Consider the following 19,006-nt stretch of genomic DNA (forward strand, 5'->3'; position numbering starts at 1 on the left):
GGGGTGTGGGAGCCGGCAGAGGCCGAGTGCTCCGCCTCGAGCGAGGTTCTGTTCTACGGCGTGTCGTGCCAGGCAGTGGCGTCGTGACCTGCGGTTGCGCAAGCGGGTGGCTGCGGAACTGGATGGTGCGGGCCGGGCCGAGTGCCCCGAGTGCGGGACTACTTGGGTCGCAGGGGTGGACCGCCGTTGGAAGGGGTGCAGGTCGGGGCGGACGCGGACCTGGTCGGCGATGACGGCGGCGTCCTCGGCGTCGGTTTTGCCCTCGCCGCGGTAGCTCTCGGAGGCGCGGTGGATGGCCCGGCCGGAGATGCAGTGCACGAGTTGCTCGTGGTTGAGGAGGACCGTGATGGCCAGGGCAGCTCAGCCGTCGGCCAGGTCGATGCCCCAGGCCACCTCGTCGCCCAGGGCCTGGACGTCGGCGAGTAGTTCAAGTAGTTCGGGCTCGTCGTTGGCGACGCGGCGCGAGAGCAGCCGGCGGCCGCCCTTGTCGATCGCGACGCCATGGTGATGCGTCTTGCCTGCATCGATGCCGGCCCAGATCATGACCATGTGGTGCCTCCGTGCGGTGTACTGCTGGTTCCTGCCACGGACGACCTCGCTGTCGATTCCCTACTCAGCGATCATTCGCAATTCTTAATTGGCAGCCGAGTCGTAGTGAAGCGCCGGGCGGCCAATCAGTGCAAGCCACCTGTGGCAGAGCCTCTTGAACCACACCCGGTGCCCCTGGGTGGGTGAACCATACGAAGGGCTCACCGCCTCCCGCAGGACAACGTAGGGAGCCTTTTCAGACTGCCCACCGATCGGGTGACCGTGTTACAGCATATGGACAGGTCAGGCGCGTGGAGCGCCTTCAATCAGAGTCCCGGTTGAAAAGGCCCACTCATGACCGCCGCCTCAACAGAGGCAAGGAGAGCATCGCCCGTCCGCCAGATCGACAGCGCGGCGGCGGAGAGCCGTGGCCTGACCGTCGTCACCTTGCCCATGGTGGGCAGAACTCCACGTGCAGTTGTTCCCAGTTGTACGTACTCAGTTCGTCCCAGTCGTACATGCATCGGCAGACGTGGTAGTTGCAAGCGCCGGGAATGTGATGCCTGGTCGCAGCATGGGGCGGTCCATCTTTTGCGACAGCAAATATCTCCTTCGCGCCTTCCCGGAAGGCCACGGCCCCGCCCGTCAGCAGCAATGTCTCGGCGTAGACGTCCTGGCGGAGCAGGATCTCGCTGGCCTCCTTCGGGTTGCCCGGAATCATCCCGTCAGCCTCAAGGTCCGGCAAGTCTCGCTCCGGCACACTCGCGGTGCGTATCTCACGCGGAGCATTCGCCACGTTGAGATGCTCCCGGATCCGCTTCCAGCGGGAAGGACGCAACTGCACTGTGCGGGGAGCCAGTACGAGGTCGAGTGGCTGTTCGCCTTCCCAGCCGATACCAGGTGCGGTCGGAGTGGTACGCATCGGCAGGTAGACCAACGATCGCGGCGACCGCGCTGCGAGCAGCCACAGGGTGCCGATGCGCCTGCCGTCCGTTCGGTCCACATACATGTCGTACGAACTGCGGGCCTTGTAGAGCGCCCCGTTCTTCAATGGTCGGGCCGGCCGGATCACACGGTATTCCGTACGGGCCAGTCGCACCTTCTGCACGACAATCTTTACCCGCAGGCTGTCCCGGGTCAGGGGCGCCTGTGACGCGGCCATGTGGCTCTCCTGCCTGTTGATCCAGTCAGCCGTGCCGGTGAGTCCGTTTCCGCTCGGGCACCGGCTCAAGCACAGGCTGTCGAGGTCGGGGTCGGTATCCCGCTGCTTGAGGGCGCTCTTACGACGGCTGCAATGGTTGGCAAAGCAGATCAAACGAGCAGTCCCAACGGCCAGACTCTAGATCCGCTCGCTCGCCAGAAGCCACTCAGGTTCGGAAACAGGTTCAGGTGCGGTACAACACCCCGACGGGATCGACGCGGCCCGACGGCCCGGCCCGTTCCAGCAGCGCCCGCCTGTTGTCACGCCGACGGGACCGGCAGCCGTTGTCACACGGGGGGCGGATCGGCTCGGGCGTCCGGAAGTATCGACCTGCCACAGTCGGGGAGTACCGACCTGCAACGGCCGTCGTCGGCACATCGGCCGCACGGACGGCCGAGCGGTGTCATGCGGCGGCATCCGCGCCGTCGACAGGGGTGACCCGTGCCGTGACGCCGGCGATCACGACGTCGACCGCGTCCAGCACGTTGCCCGTTGGACGGGTGAAGTCCTCGGTCACCCGGGCCGACTCACCCGAACGGCACCGCTGGTCAGAGATCGAGTCCATGCCTGCCGGCAGCGGCGGCGACGCGTTCCACGGTCGGGCGCCAGTGGGCGAGACCGGGCACGCGCAGTCCGACGACCTTGCCCGCGTCATCGGCGCGTCGCAGTGCCACCGCCGCCATGAAGTCGGGGTCGGCCTCGAAGTCGGCGGACTCCTCCGCCGTCATTGCTCCGCCCTGGCAGCCGAGGGTTCGGGCGCTCTCGGGGGAGAGGGCGAGCTGCGGATCGGCCGCCGCGAGATACCGCTTGGCCGGGATGTGGAGAGCGACGAGGCGTGCGGTCCGCGGCCCGAGCAGGCCGGCGACGGACGCGGCGGCGTGCTCGCCGTGTCCGGCCTCGTCGCCGGGTGCCAGATGGTGGCCGATGTCGTGGACGAGGCCGGCCACTTGGAGCTCCTCGTCGCCCGGGTGCTGCTCGGCGAGGATCGCGGCCACCTGGAGGCCGTGATCCAGGATGTCCACCGGATCACCGGACTTGTCCGGAGTGTCCCAGCTGTCCTGGCAATCGGCCAGCAAGGCCATGAGCCTGTCCACAGAATCCACTGGTCGGGCCGACCATGCCGGGTGTCGCTTCATGCCGCCACAGTGCTGTATCCGGTTGGACGCGAGGCGAACGTGACGTGACGCGCCGACGCCGGCGCCTGTCCGTGGCGCAACAGGCCCCGCCGGTCAGGCGCGCGTCGTCAAGATCATGTATGGCGCGGTGCGGGTCTCCGCCGGGTCGGCGTCCGCGGTGCCGTCGGCAGGGAGCGTGGGCAGGTCCACGGTGGGGGAGGGGAAGCCGGCCTCGGTCAGGAAGGACCGGTACCGATCCAGGGAGCGGTAGTGGGTGACACTTGTCATCGCGCTGCCGTCACGCAGGCGCAGCAGCGTGGCCACGGTGTCTCCGTCGGCGTACACGGCTCCGGGTTCGCCATGGCGCAGAGTGGAGAAGGCCAGGCCGGTCGCTGCCGGGTTGAGGTCGGCGAGGAGGTATGGGGCGCCGGGGCGCAGGACGCGGTGGATCTCGGCGGTGAGAGCGGCCAGCCGGTCGTTGTCGGGGTCGGTGCAGTACACCAGGCAGCACACGGCGGCATGGACGCTGTTGTCGGCTAGCCACGACAGAGTGCGGCCGTCGAACAGCCGGTAGGAGATACGCGGGTGTGGGCGGTCGGCCCGAGCGATGTCCAGCATGTCCGCGGAGGGGTCGAGTGCCTGGACCGCCCACTCGCCGGCCCCGGCGAGCCGCGCCGCGACCGCGCCGGTGCCGCACCCGATGTCCAGCACCAGGCGGTCGGGGCCTGCGCCGGAGCCGAGCCGTTGCAGCAGGGCAGGGAAGATCAGCTGCTCGGCCAGCCGGATGTCGCGGTCTCGGTATGCGTCGGCCGCGGGGGAGGTGTCCCAATCGAGGGGGTCTTCATCGGGGATCACGGCTCGCTGCCTCCTGCACTCGACCTGGGCCGGACGGCGGCAGCCTGACACACGACAGGGCCTGACGGCCGCCGGTGCAGGCAGATTCCCTCGACGGCGCGTCCGACTGCGGACAGTTGACGTGGAGAGCGGGCACGTGCCTGCAGGGCGGCCGCAGGAGCCGATCTGTGGGCGAGGACGGTGGATTGCTCAGCGGTAGCAGGTCGTGATGCCCGGATACCAGCGGCGGGCGATCCCGGCGAAGCCGCCGTTGCCGACGACATCGACGCTGAGCGTGTCGCCGCCCCGCAGCACCTGCCGGTCCTGTACGAGCCCGTCGGCGCTGTCCCGGACCGTCTCGACCAGCCACCGGCCGGGACCGATGGACAGCGGCACTTCGGCCGTGCGGGCGGCGCCGGCGTAGATCCCGCCGAGGAACCAGCGGTCGCCGCCGCGGCGGGCGAAGACGGCTTCCCGGCCCGGCCGGCCGGCGAGCAGCCGGGTGTCGTTCCAGGCGGCGGGGACTTGGCCGAGGAAGTCCCGGGCGAGCGGCCTGGCGTCGTAGGACTCGGGGGTGCCGGCGAGCATCTGCAGGCCCGACTCGTAGGCGACGGTGAGTCCGAGCTCGGCCGCGTCGGAGTCGGGGCGCATGCCGACGCGCTGGAAGCCGCCGGGGGTGAAGTCCATGGAGCCGATGACATTGCGGGTGAACGGCAGGGTGGTGAGGTGCACGGCGGTGTTGGTGCGCTTCTCCTCGCCGCCGACGCCCTCCATGGTCATGACCTGGGGTCAGGTGCGCTGGATGCCCTTGGGAACGGTGGAGCCGTGGAAGTCGACCATGAGGTGGTGAGCGGCTGTCTCCGCGAGGATGGTGTCGTACCACTGGAGCATCGACTGCGCCTCGGAGTTCATGAAGTCGATCTTGACGCCCTTGACGCCCGAGCGTTCCAGGGTGGGCAGCCACCGGGCGCGCTCCTCGGGTGTGTCGAGGTCCCGCTGGTGGATCCAGACGATGATCCCGACACCCTTGGCGCGCGCGTATGGTGGGTGAGGCGGGACGGTGCGCGGTCGCTACGGCAGGCCCCATGCCGGGCCCGGCTCGCTGATGGCGACCGGCGCGATGACGAGGTCGGGCCGGGAGCCGGAGTGGACGAGCACCTCGCGGCCGCGGGGCAGGTCGATGGCGAGGGTGCCGTCGCCCAGGTCGTCGGTCCGGGCGGGGGTGCCGTCGTCGAGCAGCACGGTGAGCGTCCCGCTGAGGCCGTGCCTGAGTCTGAGCGGCCCGCCCGCCAGGCTCTTGATCCGGATGAACCTGGTCGCCCCCGCCTTGCGGACGGCGCTGACCAGGAAGGCGCCCTGGGCACGGAAGTCGTGCAGGGTGACGTCCGCCCAGGCGGAGGGGACGGCCGGGAAGACGCGGATCACGCCGCCCCAGCTCTGGCAGAACATGTCGTGCAGCGACTGCGAGGCGGACAGCGGCGTCTCGATGACCGGGCCGGCCTCGGTGTAGTGCGTGTTGGCACGGCAGGGGAAGCGGGTCGTGGGGTCGAAGAACTTTCGCAGATAGCTGATGGCGGTGTCGCCGTCGCCGGTCATCGCGTACATCGAAGCGGCCCCGGTGTAGCTGTAGCCCCGGTGGGCGCCGGTCAACGCGTGCCAGCGGGCCACCGACTTCGAGATCAGCTCGCGGTTTCCGGGCTGGTCCCAGTTGACGAGGTACAGCGGGTACACCATCAGCAGGTGCGAGTAGTGCCGGTGGGACTGCGCGTACGGGGTGTCGGCGCCGATCATGAAGCCGTTGTCGTCGACCGGGTGCGGCGTGAGCCTGGTCAGCACCTCCTGCCAGCGCGGGGTCAGCTCGTCGTCGATGCCGAGCAGCTCGGCGGACTCGATGAGCGTCCGGCAGCCCCACCGGAGGAGGGCGAGGTCGTAGTTGGTGTCCCGCAGCGGCACGACGGGGTACTCGGGGGAGAGCGTGCTCGGCAGATGGAGTTTGCCGTCACTGCCCGGCGCGAGGAAGTGCAGGTAGTAGTTGATCGCCCGGCGCAGCACCGGGAAGATCGTGTCGCGCAGCAGGGTCTTGTCCATGGAGTGCCGGTAGGACAGCCACACATTGTGCAGCGCCCAGGTGAGGTCGCCGGTCTCGGCGCCGGTGCCCGGCTCGCCCACGCCCCGGTCGGCGAACATGTCGGAGCTGCGGCCGATGCCGGAGCTGTCCGCGCGGTAGGGGGCGGGAACGTTGGCGATGAGCTGTTCCTGGTTCTGTCGCAGTGTGGTGGCGAGCGCGTCCAGCTCCGGGTGGTTGAAGCCATGGATGAGCCAGTACTCCAGCTGGACATTGAGGTTCCACCAGACCGCCGGCCAGGGCGTGGGCTCCAGCCACGGCCCCGAGGTGGCCATGACGGGACCGCCGGCGCGGCTGGCGGAAGCGACCTTGTACAGCTGTATCCAGTGGAAGCTCTGCAGTCGCTGGTCGGGGAAGGAGACGAAGCTCTTGCGGTAGAAGGCGTGCCACCAGCGGGTGTGCCGTCGTCTCAGCGTGCTGTACGACATCGCGCGCCGGAGGTTGCGCAGCGAGGCGGTCTCGGCGGCCGTGTCGGAGGGCGCACTGTGGCCGACGCTGAGCAGCAGGTCGTCGCCGGTGCGGCGGTACGAGGTGGCGGTCTGGCCCCCGCCGGTGAGGGGCTGGAGCACCTGCTCGGTGCCGTCGGTGGTGGTCCGGGTGGTCCAGGGCGGGTTGGCGGTGTAGCCGGCGGGCGGGGCCTCGCTGATGCGCCGGGGGCTGACGGCCTCCTCGGGATGGAACGTCCAGGTGACCTGTTCGCCGCCGCCGGCCCGTACGCGGGCGGCGAATACCTCGTCATGGACGAGGGCGGAGAGGGTGAGGGTGCCGGCGGTGGTGGTGATGGTGCCGGTGAGTTCGGCGTTCCACAGGCTCAGCCGCCAGTCGACGGCGGTGATGGTGCCGACCGGTTCGAGGGTGAGGTGGCCGACCGGCAGGCGGCAGGTGCCCCAGCCGCTGCCGAACTCGGGCCGGTGGTCCTGGACGCGGCCGTGCTGGATGGTGAAGCGGACCTGGTGGGTGTCCGGCTCCTGATAGACCATGCTGCCGAGCAGTCCGTCGCCGAGGAACGGGCCCTCGTACCACAGGGCGGGCAGCCGGCTCCACAACAGGTCCTGGCCGCGCAGAAACCCGTCCCAGGCGCCGTCGGTGGTCATGGTGTCCCGGAGTCTCCAGGGGTGTCTGCCGCCCCTGGTGGTCGGCACCTGCTGTGCGGGCTGTTCGGCGTGGGCCGTCCCGGGCAGGGCCGCCGCTGCCGCGCCGCCTAACGCGGTGCCGAGTACGGCTCTGCGGGGCACCGGCGAACGGTTCTCCGGTTGAGAGGTCATCCTCGTCCTCCAGACCTGATGGATCGTCGAAACATCGGGTGTATCGGCGAACGTAAACAGGCATCGTGGACCTGTCAATTACTTCGACGGGCGGAGAGTTGTCCACTTTGTGGCTTTGATTGGAGAGGAGTCGAGATCGCGCCCGCTTCGGTAAACTGTCTTTGGGGGCTTGACACCTCCGATGTATCGGAACGGCGCTGTCTGCGGATTTGCCTTTGAGTGGACTCCAGCATCCACACTGATCGCGACCGAATCCGTGCCGGGACAGATTGGCGGCAACCGATGGCAGCGACCAACGGGGCGGGGCATCCTCTGCCTTACGACACCTACCGTGAGGCGATCGAACGCGAGACTCTCCGCTTCGCCGAGGTGGTCCGCGACGCGGACCCCGCGAGCGCCGTGCCCGCCTGTCCCGAGTGGACACTGGCCGATCTCGCCCGGCACGTCGGGTCGCTGCAGCGCTGGTTCTGCACGCTGCTGAGCGAGTTGGTGCAGGAGCCTCCACGCAGCCGTGACGTGGAACTGAAGCTGCCGGACAATGTGCGGGAGTATGCCGGCTGGGTGACGGCGGGGGTGCCCGCAGTGGCTGCCGTGCTGCGGGACACGGATCCTCTGGCGGCGATGTGGGCGTGGGGCGAGGACCAGCACGCGCGGTTCTGGGCCCGCCGGATGCTCTTCGAAACGCTGGTGCACCGGCTGGACGCCGAGCATGCCGTGGGCCGGAAGTCGGACATCGACCCCGTGCTGGCCGTGGACGGGGTGGACGAGTTCCTCGTCAACCTGCCCTATGCGGGGCTCTTCGCCCCCGGGGTGAGGAAGCTGCGCGGCACGGGCGAGATCATCGCGTTCCAGCAGACGGGCCCCGGCGGCGGAGCCGGCGGGGAATGGCGGGTGAGGCTGCACTCGGACGGCTTCACCCTGCTTCCGCGCGCAGAGGGCGCCACCGCGCCAGGCGAACCGAACACCGCGGTGGTACGCGGACAGGCAGCGGATCTCCTGCTGCTGCTCTACGGGCGGCAGTCGTACCGGAATCCCGCCTTCGAGGTCTCCGGAGAGGCCGCGACCCTCGACGGCTGGTTCGCCCACACGGCCTTCTGATCCGACCGGCAGCTACGCTGCCGAGCCCCGTCGCACCGAGGGTGTGGCGGGGCCGCAATCCAGGACGTTCTCGGCGGCGCAGCATGCCTCCCTACGGTCGCCCCCTGTCGCGGCCATTGACTCCATGGTCACATATTGGTTGAGTGGATCATCCACTGAGCCACTGGGAGGACGGCGTGGAGGCACTGCCCCGCGAAAGCATCGTCGATGTCCTGGAAACCCGTCTGCGTGAGGACATCCTCACCGGGCGCCATCCGGCAGGCAGTTACCTGCCGCCCGAGCGCACGCTCGCCGACGGATACGGTGTCACCCGCACCACCCTGAAGCATGCGTTCGGGCGCCTGATGCAGGCCGGACTGCTGGAGACCCGGCACGGCGTCGGCACCCGCGTGCGGGACTACCTGCGTCTGGGCGGCGCCGACCTGCTGCCCATGCTCGTACGACACAGCCCGGACTGGATCGGTGAGATCTTCGAAGTGCGGCGCAGCATCGGAGCGTTGATCGCCGAGCGCGCCGCGGGCCGGGCGACCGACCCGCAACGGGCGGAGCTGCGCGCGCTGCTGACAGCTGTGGGGGAGGCGGCGGACGCCGATGCCGTACAGCTCGCGGACATCGAGGTCCACCGCGCCCTGGCCCGCGCCACCGGCAACCGCGTCTACGTCCTGCTGACCAACACCCTCTTCAACGCCTACCTGCCGGTGCGCGCCGCGCTCAGGGGACCGTTCACGGACGCCCAGGTGGCCCGCGAACGGCTGGAGCCGGTGGTCGAAGCAGTGGTGGCCGGCGACGAGGCGGACGCCCGGCGGGCGGCCGAACAGTATCTGACGGTGACCGAGCGGATCATGCTGGAGGGTCTCGCATGAGCGCGGCCACGACCTCACATACGGCCACGACCACGAGCGGTGTCTCGCCCGCGCGTGGCACCGCCTTCCGCGAGACGATGCTCGGCACGCTGCGGCTCGACGACGAGGACCGCACCCGCCGGGTCCGCCTCGATCTCACGGTCTCCGCGGACCGGTTGCTGCGGTTGCTCGGCACGACCGAGGCCCGCGCCGACGGGCGGATACGGATCGCGGGCTGGGCCGACGACACCGGCGCCGAGGGCGAGTTGGAGATCTCGCCGCTCGCGCGACGCCGGATCCGCTACCGCATCACATTCATCGCCGACGGTCGCTGGCTGACCCTCGACGGCTGGAAGTCCGTCACGCCTCGCCGGCCCGTGGCGTCGATGACCGTGCTGCCGTACACCCTCTACGAGGACGGCGCCCGGATCGGTACAGGCACGCTGCGGTTTCCCCTCGGCACGCAACTCCTGCCCTTCCTCGCGAGCTTCCGGTTCCCGCGGCGGGAGAACCCCGATGCGTTCCTCGCTCCCCGCTGGCGCGGCGAACCGGGCCGCACCGAGGTCTGGTACACCACTGTCACCGACCCGGACACCGGCAGCGGACTGTGGCTGCACCACGAACTGACCGCGCCGGCCGACGGATCCGAGCCGTACGCGCACGGCTGGGCCGCCGTCTTCCCCAAGGACGGCCCCGTGCGGCACGCACGCTTCGGCCCCGCCCCGTGGACGCCCGAAGAGTCCGGGTTTCACGCCGACGGCGTCGAGGCCCGGCCCGGACGCCTGTCCGGATCGGCCGAGGGCGGCACTCTGCGCTGGGACCTCGCCGAACACTTCGCGGGCGAGCCGCTGTTCACCTTCCCCCGCTGGTCCTGGCGCCGGCCCCTGCTGCCCGCCGCCCAGATGCTCCCCGCGGCCCGGGCCTCCTACGACGGCACCTTCACCCATGACGGCACGACACTGACGATCACCGCTGCCCCCGGTGCCTCGGCCCGGATCTACGGCCACGGCAACGCCCGCCGCTGGGCCTGGCTGCACGCCGACCTCGGCGGCGGAGACGTCCTGGAGATCGTCGCCGCCGTCTCCATGCGGCCGGGACTGCGCAGTCTTCCCCCGTTGGTCTTCCTCCGGCTGCGCCGGCAGGGGCGCACCTGGCCCCGCCGTCCCGAGCGGCCGGCCGCCGGCTGGGCCGGAATGGGACGCTTCCGCGCCGACATCGCCCTGCCCAGGTGGACGGTCACCGGCCGCACCGGCCTGCGCCGGATCCGGGTGGAGGTCACCCAGCCCGCGGACCGCACCCTCGCCCTGGACTACACCGACCCCGACGGCAGCCAGGCGACCTGCCGCAACAGCGAGCGCTCCGACGCCCACGTCCTGCTGGAGCGGTGGTGGTTCGGCGGCTGGCGCACCGAGGCCGAGTGGACGCTCGACGGCACCGCACACGCTGAGGTGGGCACACGATGAGTCTCACCGGCCTGGTGGCCGCTCTCATCGCCGATGACGGCACCACCGACTGGCCCCGGCGGGTCCCCGCCAGACTGGAGGCGGTTCTCACCGCGATGCCGACCGCCGCCCGCGCCGGCCTGCGGGCAGCGGCGCACGGCATGGACGCCTACGCCCTGGCACGCACCGGACGCACACTGGGCGCCCTCACGCCGACCGAGCGAGAATCGGTCCTGGGCGAACTCTCCGCACGCCCCGCCCTCCTGCCGCTCCTGGACGTGCTCAAGGTGCCCGTCCTGCTGGCGGCCGGAACAGAGCGCATGCTTCACGACGGCCTCGCGCCGCGCGGCCTCGTCCGCCAGGACCCGCCGCTCGACCTGACACCCGCCCAAGCCTGGCCCGCTCGCTCCACCGCCGACGCCGTGGTCATCGGCTCGGGCGCGGGCGGGGCCATGGCCGCACGGACCCTGGCCCGAGCGGGGCTCGACGTCGTCGTACTCGAAGAAGGACAGCACCACTCCACCGAGTCGTTCGGCCGGCGCGCGCCCCTGGACCGGTTCACCGAGCTGTACCGGGACGGCGGGGCGACCGTCGCCGTCGGCAACCCGCCGCTGCTGCTGCCCGTGGGCAGAGCCGTCGGCGGCACCACGGTCGTCAACTCCGGTACCTGCTACCGGACTCCGGGCCACGTCCTGGCGCGCTGGAGCAAGGACTTCGGATGCACGCTCGCCGAGGGCTTCGACCGGCACCTGGACGAGGCCGAACGCACCCTGCGCGTGGCCACCCAACCCGTCGACGTCCTCGGCACCAACGGCCGCATCGCCCTCGCCGGTGCCCGTGAACTCGGCTGGCGGGCCGCGCCGCTGCGCCGCAACGCGCCCGGCTGCCAGGGCTCCTGCCAGTGCGTGGTCGGCTGTCCGACCGGCGCAAAACAGAGCGTGCAGCTCTCCGTACTGCCCGACGCCTGCGCCGCGGGAGCCCGCATCGTCACCGGTGCACGGGTGCAGCGCATCCTCGTCGACACGGACGCGCCCGGAGGCCCTCGCGCGTCCGGAGTGCGCGTCCTCCGGGAGGACGGCGGGTTCGAAATCCTCGCACCCCTCGTCGTCGTCGCGGCCGGCGCGCTGCAGGCCCCGCCGCTCCTGCGCCGCTCCGGCCTCGGCCGGCACCCCCGAGTCGGACACAACCTGAGTGTCCACCCGGCCTCGAGCGTCGCAGGCCGCTTCGCCGAACCGGTCACCGCCTGGGAGGGCGTGCTGCAGAGCGTCGGAGTGGAGGAGCACCACTCGGAGGGCGTACTCATCGAGGCCACCGCGACGCCGCCCGGGATGGGTTCCTTCATCCTCCCCGGACTGGGCGGCGAGCTGCGCCGCGAACTGGAGGGCGCAGACCGGCTCGCCACCCTGGGCGCGATGATCGCCGACCGTCCCTCCGGCCGTGTCCTCGGCCGCGACCGCACGCTGATCCGGTACGACCTGGACCGCCGCGACGCAGGCCGTCTGATGCGGGCCGTGCGCGCCATGGGCGAGCTGCTGTTCGCCGCGGGCGCCGAGGAGGTGCTCACCGGCATCCCGAGCACGCCCCGCGTACGCAGCCTCAGGGAACTGGACGCCGTCCTCGCCGGCGCGAGCGCACGGCAGCTTCACCTTTCGGCCTACCACCCCACCGGCACGGTCGCCGCGGGCGCGGATCCCGAGCGCTTCCCGGCCGACCCGTGGGGCCGGCTCCGCGGAGTCCACGGCGTGCTGGTCGCGGATGCCTCGGTGCTTCCCAGCTGCCCCCAGGTGAATCCCCAGTTGAGCATCATGGCGGCGGCACTGGCGGTTGCCGAGGAATCGCTCCGCGCATGAGCGCGGCGGTGCGCCTGCAGGGGCCGGAACACTCGCGCATGCCCTCGTGAGACATCGTTTCTGCCTGGGCTGATCGCGTGATGATGCGCTGAGCGGCTGGTCGCGCAATCGGGCCGGCTGGTGCCACCGTCCTGGTGGCGGTTGAAGCGGCACTTGATCCATCGGAGCCCCCGTCGTTTCCTGCGCCTCGGGGGGTTCCGTCGCTCTCGTCACCACAAGCCTTGCCGCAGGCAGTGGCGGCAACGCGCACGAGAGTGCACGTGCGGCACCCGGGCTGTCAGAGCCCGAACCCACCCGCGACCGACAGGCCCTGCGTGGTGATTCTCACGTCAGCATCGCCATGGCCATCACTGATGGCCGCCTTCGCCTCGGGCAACTCCCATGAAGCATTGGTGTTCCTTGGTCCGCCAGATCTCGGTCACCCAGATCGTCACGTCGTCCGCGTCGGACAGGCCCACGATGTAGACCGCCTGGGCGGCGACGAGGAACCCCTCGGCCACGCCTGCATCGACGTCACCGCTACCGTCTACGCCCACGTCCGGCTCCGCCTCCAGCGAGACGCCATCGACAGCCTGAGCACCGCACTCAACGGCCCGAACGAACACCGAGAGGACGGCCAACGGCGATGGCGATGAACCACCACCCTGCGCCGCCCTCGTCCGCTGACGTTGCCGTCAACTACTGCCGTCAGAAGCCATTGAGGCATCCTCGGCACAAGCCGAGGATGCCTCAGATTCGCAGAAGAAGAGTCGAGCGGCAGCCCTGTTCACCACTGACGCCATCTATCGGTGATCGCATAGCGACTCAGGCCATAGCGGGCGGCCAGCTCACCAACATCAACCCCGCTCTCAGTCAGCACTTCATCGATGAACAGGCAGATTTGCTCTCGCTCGTCGGTGTCGATGCTGCCACCCGTCGCCTCCTGATTCATCCTGTTCAAAGCCAGAACAGCCCGTTCAACAACAGCGAGAATCTGCGTGTCCGATGCTGCTCCCAGTTCCCGCGCTTCGACTTCGAAGGTTGCCAGGGCGGCGTCAACAGCCTCTAGGAAACCTTCGGAGTAAACACCCGGGAAGGATGCGCAGTCAGGACTCAGCGTGCCCTCAGCGACCGCGCTGGCCTCTTTCGCTACTTCACTACGCCAGTACTGAGAAGGTCTTTAGGTCATAACGAAACCCTACCGTGCGTTCTGCGGCCTGAGAGACGCCCGCAGCCCGCACCCACCAGGCTGCGGGCGCCGTCCGTGACATCACCCGAGTGACGTCACGGACGGCGCCCTGTACCTATCCATTGCCCCCAACCAACCGGAAAGGGCTGCAATGGCGGGCTCTGGTCGATCACGTAAAGGTCTGAGCGGAACCGACCGCCACCTCAACAGCCCCTACGGAGCTTGGGCGTTTATTCGATTCAAGAGTGTCCCCCCACCAATGCCTTCGTAGTAATCAATCAGGCTTTGCTCGTGCTGGTATATCAGCGCCTCGTCACCGCCCGGAACTTCAATCCAGTCAAGTTCTCGAACATCAGAAGATGTGTACGTAGAGCCCTTGGCGGCATGCTTGTCGTCGCTGAAAGCCCGATGGACTCTGCGGTGAATAGTTTTCGTCTTCGTCGCAGACCCCACGTACACCTTTCCGTCGTTCATCTTGATGATGTAGACGCCCTGCGTGTCGGGAACGTTCAACCGACCAGTGGGCGACTGGGACCCAAACGTTCGACATCCGTTGCTGTTGTGAACGAGTACGGGAGTCTTACCAGCCAGCACATAGTACGTGTGCTACGCGACCCGTCTCTATCTGCGTATTCGCAGGTGAACGGCGGTTTCAGGTTCCGCTGGCGTCCGTGGTTGTACGGGGAAATCCGTGGGTGTTGCCGTCGCTACTGCCGTCAGCGGGCTCGGGCCGCACGGTCCCGTTGCCGCCGGCGTGGTGTCGGCGCACGGGAACTCTACTGCCATGCGCCGGGCTCGGCGCGGACGAGGGCGCGGACGGTCTGTTCGTACAGTTCGTGGCCGCTCTGGGCACTGTGTTCGGCGATCCAGCGGGTCACCTCGTCCGGGGTGTGCAGTGTGCCTGACGTGGCACCGCAGTTGCGCTCTTCGCCGGTGACGCAGACCGCCTCGATGGCCGGCAGTGCCAGGGGGTCGGGGACGGTGGTCACGTGGTACTCGCGGAAGCGGTAGCGCCCCCGAGAGGAATTGCGGACCGGTGCGCCGGCGTTCGGAGAGTCAGGCATCCTCGGTCGCCTCTTCTTGATCCGGGATGCACTGTCCGCGTGAATCCGCGCCCCTGAGCGCGTCCCTCAGGGCTTCTGCCAACCGGCAGGCCAGCCAGCGGTATTCGGTCGCCGACAGGGTTTTCGCGTAGGGTGCCGTGGCGTCGCGGGCGTACTCCAACAGTTGCTGGCCCATGCTGAGCTGTACCGTCTCGATGCTGTCGGCGAGGGTGGAGAGGTAGCCCCGGCCGTCGCTGCTCAGGTAGCAGGGCTTCCCCTCCGGGCTGGTCCACGGCAGTGAGCGGGGACCTCCCCAACCCGGCGCGGCGTCGTACAACTCTCTGCGACGCATGCGGTCGGCATCGCTCCTGGGCTGGCTCACTGGGCACCCCCGGCCTGGCTCACTGACGGTGGACACACTGACCGTAGGCACTGACTGATCGTCACCCCAGGCGGAACCCATGGCAGTTCGCGACTTTTGGTTCACGAACTGCCACGCTGCGTGGCAGCTACCCGACGACGCCCAGGTAGTCGGCCATTTCGCGCATCTCCGTCGTGAGGGTGCGCTTGCGCTTGCCCAGGATCTCCTGCATGGTCTCGGCGGCCCCGTTCTGGTGCCGCAGCCACTGCGGGGCGGCTTCCCTGGCACGGGTCAACTCGTCCATGGCGGCGGACAGGTCGCCGGTCCGGGTGTGGGCGCGCGCCACATCGAGGGTAAAGCGGTTCCCGTCGTTGGTGCTGGGCCTGCCCAAGCGCTTCCACGCCTTGGGCGACAACTCCTCCTGCTCGCCTGCCTTGCGCACCACCGCGCGGGCGTCGCCGATGACCAGGGAGTCTTCGAGTGCCTTGACCGCGACGGTGACCGGCCCGAAGACGGACCAGTGCCGGGAGACGTTGCGATGCGCCGTCCCGACAGCGGTTGCCGCGACCCGGGCGGCTTGACGGTACTCCTTCGCCTCGCCGGGACGGTTGTTCCTCGCGGCTGCGGCGGCGGCCTCCATCGCCAGGCCGCCCCACACCGCGTAGTGGTCCGGCTCGGCCCCGGTGATCTTCGGCTCCACCGCGTCCATGCTCCGGGCGGCGACCTGTTCCGCCTCGTCCAACCTTCCCTGCCTCACCAGCAGCCAGCACATGCAGCCGACACCGGAGCCCGCCGCAAGCATGTCTCCGGCCCGACGGGCGTCCATGATGGCGCCACGCACAGCGGCGTACGCAATGTCGTACTGCCGCACCTGGGTGAGGTAGGTGCCGGCCAGACGCAGCGCCTCGGCGCGGGCCAACAGGGCCTGCCGGTGCTCGTCCCCGCTGTCGTAGTGGGCGACGGCCCTTGCCGCGTCACGCAGCAGACCCGGCAGTTGAGCCGCGATGCTCTTGTAGCTGTCGGAGAAGTACAGCACCCGTGCGTCTTGCAGCGTCCGCCGGAAGGTGCGCAGGTTCGGTTCCTCGCCCACGACTTCGGCGTCCTGGTCCACGAGCCCGACGGCTGGGGTGAGGGCGGCGCGGAGCTGGATCAGGTTGACGCGGTTCGGCTCCTCGGTTCGCCCGACAGGCTCCGGGGCATCGGACGCCATCAACGCGACGGTGGTCACCCCCAGCGCGCGAGCGAGCGTGTGCAAGGTCTCCATGCGCAGAGTGCCGCCCTGCTCGGCCTTGCGTACCGTGCCCGGCGATACGCCTGCGGCGAGGGCCAGGTCTTCCTGGCTCATCCCCGCGCGACGCCGGTACTTGCGGACATTGTCGGCCAGCTCCGTAATCATCAACTCACCACCTCCCACTCCACGGTACGCCCGTCCGCCACATCAACCGGGCGCGATCCGGCAGACACCCGCCCACAGGGGTGCCCCACCACGTGGCGGGCCGGAACTCCGGCAGGATCGGGGCCTGAGTGGGAGCGGGTCCCTCGTCGGTCGGGCAGCTTCGCCGTGCCAGGATTCCCCGGGGGCCGCCAAGGCTCACACCGTGACGCGCGCGCTCGGCCTTGGCGGCCCCCGGGGGGTTCCTGGTACGCCTCCGGTGACCTGGCGGCGAGGGACCCCCTCCCGCGACCCCGCACCACGACGAAGCCGCACCAGTCCACTCGCCCTCCGCCCCCTCGGAGAGAGGGCCGGGGTCCGGGGCAGAACCCCGGAAGTGGTTCGCTGTGCTGACTGTTGCGCGCCCGGACCGGCGGGCCGTCGCCAAGCGGGGCGGAGACAGGAGCGGGCGGCGGCCCCGCAGGGCCGGAGCGCGCGCGGCCCGCGCCAGCGGGCCGCCTTGATCAAGTAAAGAAACTCTGAACAGCTCTGCCCAGTCGCGGTTGTCCGATCCCGGGTGATGCTTGACAGTTCGGTCCCAGCTGATGGTTGACAGTGGCCGTGATCGGCTTTTCTGTGCACGTCGTTGCGGCGTGTGGCGGGAGGCCGGGATTGGCGCTGGTGGAGTTGTCGGTTGTCGAGCAGAGATACCGGGCTGTCATGGCGGTGCTGGCGGGTGCGACCGTGACGGAGGTTGCCGCGTCGCTGGGTGTGTCCAGACAGACGGTGAGCGGGTGGAAGTCCCGGTATGCCGTCTCGGGCCTGGCCGGTCTGGCGGACCGGTCGCGCAGGCCGGCCTCGTGTCCGCATCAGGCTTCTGCCGAGGTCGAGGCGGCTGTCTGTGAACTGCGGCGTCAGCATCCTCGGTGGGGTCCGCGGCGGATCGCTCATGTGCTGGAGCGGTCGGGGGCGGTGGCGCCGGTGGCGTCGCGGATGACGGTGTATCGGATCTTGGTCCGGCATGGGCTGGTGGAGCCGGGGGTTCGGCGTCGGAAGCGGTCGGATTACAAGCGCTGGCAGCGGGACCGGCCGATGCAGTTGTGGCAGATGGACATCGTCGGCGGGGTGATGCTGGTCGACCCGGTGACCGGGGAGCTGTCCGAGGTCAAGGTCGTGACCGGTGTGGATGATCATTCCCGGTACTGCGTGATCGCGTCGGTGGTCGAGCGGGCGACCGGGCGGGCGGTCTGCGCGGCGTTCGCCCGGGCTTTGCAGGCGTTCGGAGTGCCGGAAGAGGTGCTGACGGACAACGGCAAGCAGTTCACCGACCGGTTCGGACAGGGCGGTGAGGTGCTGTTCGACCGGAACTGCCGGGAGAACGGGATCGCGCACCGGCTCACCCAGCCGGCGTCGCCGACCACGACCGGCAAGGTCGAGCGGTTCCATCAGACGCTGCGGCGCGAACTCCTCGACGACTGCGGTGCGTTCGAGGGCATCGGAGCGGCTCAGGCGGCGTTGGATGCGTGGGTAGAGGAGTACATCCTCGCGGCCGCATCAGGCGCTGGACATGCAGTCTCCGGGAGACAGGTTCACCCCGGTTGCTGAGCAGGACCGGGGCGTACTGGGCCTGAGGGTGCCCGGTGTGCTGGCGTTGGTGCCGCAGCAGCGGACAGCTCCTGCGGAGCCGGTTGCGACCGAGGTGTCGGCTGTTCCTACCGGTCCGCCTGAGGTGGTCCCGGCAGTGGTGCCGGTGGGGCCCGGTGGGCCGGTGGAGTTCGAGCGGGTGGTGCCGGTGAGTGGGAATCTGCAGGTCGCGGGCAAACAGTTATGGCTCGGCCCGGCCCGCTCAGGACTGACGGTGACCTTCTGGGCCGACACCTCGGTGATCCATCTGCTGATCGCGGGGGCGCGGATCAAGACCGTGCGCTCGCACATGTCGGTGACGGATCTGGGACGGCTGGCCGCCCGGGGCGGACGTGCGGCCGGACCGGCCCCGCTTCCGGCCGACGACGGGGCCGCGTTCGAGGTGGACCGGGTCGTGAACAACAGCGGCCTGGTGGGCCTGGGCGGGCACCAGGTTCTGGCAGCGGAGATCCTCGGAGGCCGCCAGGTGGGCATCCGCATCGACGACGAGACGCTGTCGTTCTTCGACCCGTCCTCGCGGGAACTGCTGCGGGTGCGGCCCAACCCGCTGACCGGCGAGGAAGTCCGCAGGCTGCGGGGCCTGCGTCCGGCCGGGCCGCCGCCGAGTCCGGGCATCGAGCCCGTACGGGTGCAGCGGCGGGTCCGTGCGGCGGGCACGGTCATGGTCTGCCGGCAGGTAGTGTCCCTCGTCCGCCGCCGTCATCTACTGCCGTCAAGCCGCAAAACGGCCCATGTAGGTGACACCTACAGGGGCCGCCTCTTTGCGCTTGGATGCGCAGCGAATCGGAAACCTTAAATCGGCTCGCCCGCCACTCCGCTAAATCCAACGAGGCCGTTCCTCTTCGCCATGTCAAGAATCTCAGGGAGATAATCCAGTTGGCGGACGGAAAGGGTCAGGAGGATGTATTTGCCCGCGTCATCCGGTTCCTCTTCCAGATCGAACCGAGACGGCTCAAGAACGTCTTCCACATCTGGCCATCTAGTCAGCAACTCCTCCCGGAACCGCAATACGTCAGGGCTCACGACAAGGTCGCTGGTGTCACCCTCAGCAAGGTTGTCGAAGATTTCCTCAGGATCCCCAACACCGCGCTTCCAGAAGCCGAAGTCGCTACTCATTG

General features: G+C 69.5%; 17 protein-coding genes and 3 pseudogenes. 7 read left to right on the plus strand and 13 right to left on the minus strand.

All coding sequences use genetic code 11. From position 1 onward, the window contains the following. Positions 1-159: 159 nt before the first annotated feature. From ACIRU3_RS19655 to ACIRU3_RS19685, 7 genes and pseudogenes are all read right to left on the minus strand, one after another. Positions 160-549: pseudogene (locus ACIRU3_RS19655) on the minus strand (IS110 family transposase); the annotation flags it as partial. 421 nt (positions 550-970) lie between these two features. Next, entirely contained in the window at positions 971-1,690 is a 720-nt protein-coding gene (locus ACIRU3_RS19660; protein ID WP_404057767.1) for a hypothetical protein, read from the minus strand. A 442-nt stretch (positions 1,691-2,132) separates the two neighbouring features. Beyond that, positions 2,133-2,294, minus strand: coding sequence for a hypothetical protein (locus ACIRU3_RS19665; RefSeq protein WP_404057769.1), 162 nt, complete (start codon positions 2,292-2,294; stop codon positions 2,133-2,135). Further along, the gene (locus ACIRU3_RS19670) at positions 2,278-2,811 is read right to left on the minus strand and encodes an HD domain-containing protein (protein WP_404057771.1); all 534 of its coding nucleotides are present in this window, start codon (positions 2,809-2,811) and stop codon (positions 2,278-2,280) included. The genes ACIRU3_RS19665 and ACIRU3_RS19670 overlap by 17 nt, the downstream gene beginning before the upstream one ends. Before the next feature lie 147 nt (positions 2,812-2,958). Continuing rightward, positions 2,959-3,699 carry a class I SAM-dependent methyltransferase gene (locus tag ACIRU3_RS19675; protein WP_404057773.1) on the minus strand — a complete coding sequence of 247 codons (741 nt, stop codon included), beginning with the start codon at positions 3,697-3,699 and terminating at the stop codon, positions 2,959-2,961. Positions 3,700-3,888: 189 nt separating this feature from the next. Next, positions 3,889-4,725: pseudogene (locus ACIRU3_RS19680) on the minus strand (glycoside hydrolase family 97 catalytic domain-containing protein); the annotation flags it as partial. Positions 4,726-4,749: 24 nt separating this feature from the next. Next, the gene (locus ACIRU3_RS19685; RefSeq protein ID WP_404057775.1) at positions 4,750-7,068 is read right to left on the minus strand and encodes a glycosyl hydrolase family 95 catalytic domain-containing protein; all 2,319 of its coding nucleotides are present in this window, start codon (positions 7,066-7,068) and stop codon (positions 4,750-4,752) included. A 282-nt stretch (positions 7,069-7,350) separates the two neighbouring features. On the opposite strand from ACIRU3_RS19685, the gene ACIRU3_RS19690 reads away from it, so the two are divergent. The 4 genes from ACIRU3_RS19690 (at position 7,351) to ACIRU3_RS19705 (ending at position 12,300) form a co-directional block, all read left to right on the plus strand. Beyond that, on the plus strand, positions 7,351-8,166 hold the full coding sequence (locus ACIRU3_RS19690; protein ID WP_404057777.1) for a maleylpyruvate isomerase family mycothiol-dependent enzyme: 816 nt from the start codon (positions 7,351-7,353) through the stop codon (positions 8,164-8,166). Between the two features lie 176 nt (positions 8,167-8,342). Further along, positions 8,343-9,029: a FadR/GntR family transcriptional regulator gene (locus ACIRU3_RS19695; RefSeq protein WP_404057916.1), complete on the plus strand. Its 687-nt coding sequence runs from the start codon at positions 8,343-8,345 to the stop codon at positions 9,027-9,029. Then, positions 9,026-10,471 (plus strand): hypothetical protein, encoded by a 1,446-nt coding sequence (locus tag ACIRU3_RS19700; protein WP_404057779.1) that lies wholly within the window; start codon positions 9,026-9,028, stop codon positions 10,469-10,471. Before ACIRU3_RS19695 ends, ACIRU3_RS19700 begins: the two co-directional genes overlap by 4 nt. Beyond that, positions 10,468-12,300 carry a GMC family oxidoreductase N-terminal domain-containing protein gene (locus ACIRU3_RS19705; RefSeq protein ID WP_404057781.1) on the plus strand — a complete coding sequence of 611 codons (1,833 nt, stop codon included), beginning with the start codon at positions 10,468-10,470 and terminating at the stop codon, positions 12,298-12,300. Before ACIRU3_RS19700 ends, ACIRU3_RS19705 begins: the two co-directional genes overlap by 4 nt. A gap of 347 nt (positions 12,301-12,647) precedes the next feature. Here the strand turns inward: ACIRU3_RS19705 and ACIRU3_RS19710 are convergent, their stop codons facing one another. Continuing rightward, the gene (locus ACIRU3_RS19710; RefSeq protein WP_404057783.1) at positions 12,648-12,920 is read right to left on the minus strand and encodes a hypothetical protein; all 273 of its coding nucleotides are present in this window, start codon (positions 12,918-12,920) and stop codon (positions 12,648-12,650) included. Between the two features lie 104 nt (positions 12,921-13,024). On the opposite strand from ACIRU3_RS19710, the gene ACIRU3_RS19715 reads away from it, so the two are divergent. Beyond that, entirely contained in the window at positions 13,025-13,348 is a 324-nt protein-coding gene (locus ACIRU3_RS19715; protein WP_404057785.1) for a hypothetical protein, read from the plus strand. Between the two features lie 333 nt (positions 13,349-13,681). On the opposite strand, the gene ACIRU3_RS19720 is transcribed toward ACIRU3_RS19715, so the two are convergent. The 4 genes from ACIRU3_RS19720 to ACIRU3_RS19735 all read right to left on the minus strand — a co-directional run bounded on the left by ACIRU3_RS19720 (position 13,682) and on the right by ACIRU3_RS19735 (position 16,268). Beyond that, positions 13,682-13,981: a GIY-YIG nuclease family protein gene (locus tag ACIRU3_RS19720; protein ID WP_404057787.1), complete on the minus strand. Its 300-nt coding sequence runs from the start codon at positions 13,979-13,981 to the stop codon at positions 13,682-13,684. A 263-nt stretch (positions 13,982-14,244) separates the two neighbouring features. Further along, the gene (locus tag ACIRU3_RS19725; RefSeq protein ID WP_404057789.1) at positions 14,245-14,532 is read right to left on the minus strand and encodes a hypothetical protein; all 288 of its coding nucleotides are present in this window, start codon (positions 14,530-14,532) and stop codon (positions 14,245-14,247) included. Beyond that, entirely contained in the window at positions 14,525-14,863 is a 339-nt protein-coding gene (locus tag ACIRU3_RS19730) for a hypothetical protein (protein WP_404057791.1), read from the minus strand. The genes ACIRU3_RS19725 and ACIRU3_RS19730 overlap by 8 nt, the downstream gene beginning before the upstream one ends. A gap of 157 nt (positions 14,864-15,020) precedes the next feature. Continuing rightward, a complete protein-coding gene (locus ACIRU3_RS19735) occupies positions 15,021-16,268 on the minus strand; it encodes a helix-turn-helix domain-containing protein (protein ID WP_404057793.1) in 1,248 nt (415 codons plus the stop codon). Positions 16,269-16,964: 696 nt separating this feature from the next. On the opposite strand from ACIRU3_RS19735, the pseudogene ACIRU3_RS19740 reads away from it, so the two are divergent. Together ACIRU3_RS19740 and ACIRU3_RS19745 are read left to right on the plus strand one after the other, a co-directional pair. Then, positions 16,965-17,841 (plus strand): annotated as a pseudogene (locus ACIRU3_RS19740) (IS481 family transposase); the annotation flags it as partial. Positions 17,842-18,036: 195 nt separating this feature from the next. After that, positions 18,037-18,684, plus strand: a complete 648-nt coding sequence (locus ACIRU3_RS19745) for a hypothetical protein (RefSeq protein WP_404057936.1) — start codon at positions 18,037-18,039, stop codon at positions 18,682-18,684. Here ACIRU3_RS19745 and ACIRU3_RS19750 read toward each other — a convergent pair. Then, positions 18,681-19,004 carry a hypothetical protein gene (locus tag ACIRU3_RS19750; protein WP_404057795.1) on the minus strand — a complete coding sequence of 108 codons (324 nt, stop codon included), beginning with the start codon at positions 19,002-19,004 and terminating at the stop codon, positions 18,681-18,683. The genes ACIRU3_RS19745 and ACIRU3_RS19750 overlap by 4 nt on opposite strands. Positions 19,005-19,006 lie beyond the last annotated feature (2 nt).

This window comes from Streptomyces sp. NPDC101151 (assembly GCF_044768335.1).
GTDB lineage: Bacteria > Actinomycetota > Actinomycetes > Streptomycetales > Streptomycetaceae > Streptomyces.

What these genes read in the sequence shown, in the direction of transcription:
- ACIRU3_RS19670 (WP_404057771.1), bottom strand. Translation starts at nt 2,811, where the DNA reads ATGGCCTTGCTGGCCGATTGCCAGGACAGCTGGGACACTCCGGACAAG.
- ACIRU3_RS19665 (WP_404057769.1), bottom strand. Translation starts at nt 2,294, where the DNA reads ATGGACTCGATCTCTGACCAGCGGTGCCGTTCGGGTGAGTCGGCCCGG.
- ACIRU3_RS19725 (WP_404057789.1), bottom strand. Translation starts at nt 14,532, where the DNA reads ATGCCTGACTCTCCGAACGCCGGCGCACCGGTCCGCAATTCCTCTCGG.
- ACIRU3_RS19700 (WP_404057779.1), top strand. Translation starts at nt 9,026, where the DNA reads ATGAGCGCGGCCACGACCTCACATACGGCCACGACCACGAGCGGTGTC.
- ACIRU3_RS19660 (WP_404057767.1), bottom strand. Translation starts at nt 1,690, where the DNA reads ATGGCCGCGTCACAGGCGCCCCTGACCCGGGACAGCCTGCGGGTAAAG.
- ACIRU3_RS19735 (WP_404057793.1), bottom strand. Translation starts at nt 16,268, where the DNA reads ATGATTACGGAGCTGGCCGACAATGTCCGCAAGTACCGGCGTCGCGCG.
- ACIRU3_RS19730 (WP_404057791.1), bottom strand. Translation starts at nt 14,863, where the DNA reads ATGCGTCGCAGAGAGTTGTACGACGCCGCGCCGGGTTGGGGAGGTCCC.
- ACIRU3_RS19705 (WP_404057781.1), top strand. Translation starts at nt 10,468, where the DNA reads ATGAGTCTCACCGGCCTGGTGGCCGCTCTCATCGCCGATGACGGCACC.
- ACIRU3_RS19685 (WP_404057775.1), bottom strand. Translation starts at nt 7,068, where the DNA reads ATGACCTCTCAACCGGAGAACCGTTCGCCGGTGCCCCGCAGAGCCGTA.
- ACIRU3_RS19690 (WP_404057777.1), top strand. Translation starts at nt 7,351, where the DNA reads ATGGCAGCGACCAACGGGGCGGGGCATCCTCTGCCTTACGACACCTAC.
- ACIRU3_RS19750 (WP_404057795.1), bottom strand. Translation starts at nt 19,004, where the DNA reads ATGAGTAGCGACTTCGGCTTCTGGAAGCGCGGTGTTGGGGATCCTGAG.
- ACIRU3_RS19715 (WP_404057785.1), top strand. Translation starts at nt 13,025, where the DNA reads ATGCCTCAGATTCGCAGAAGAAGAGTCGAGCGGCAGCCCTGTTCACCA.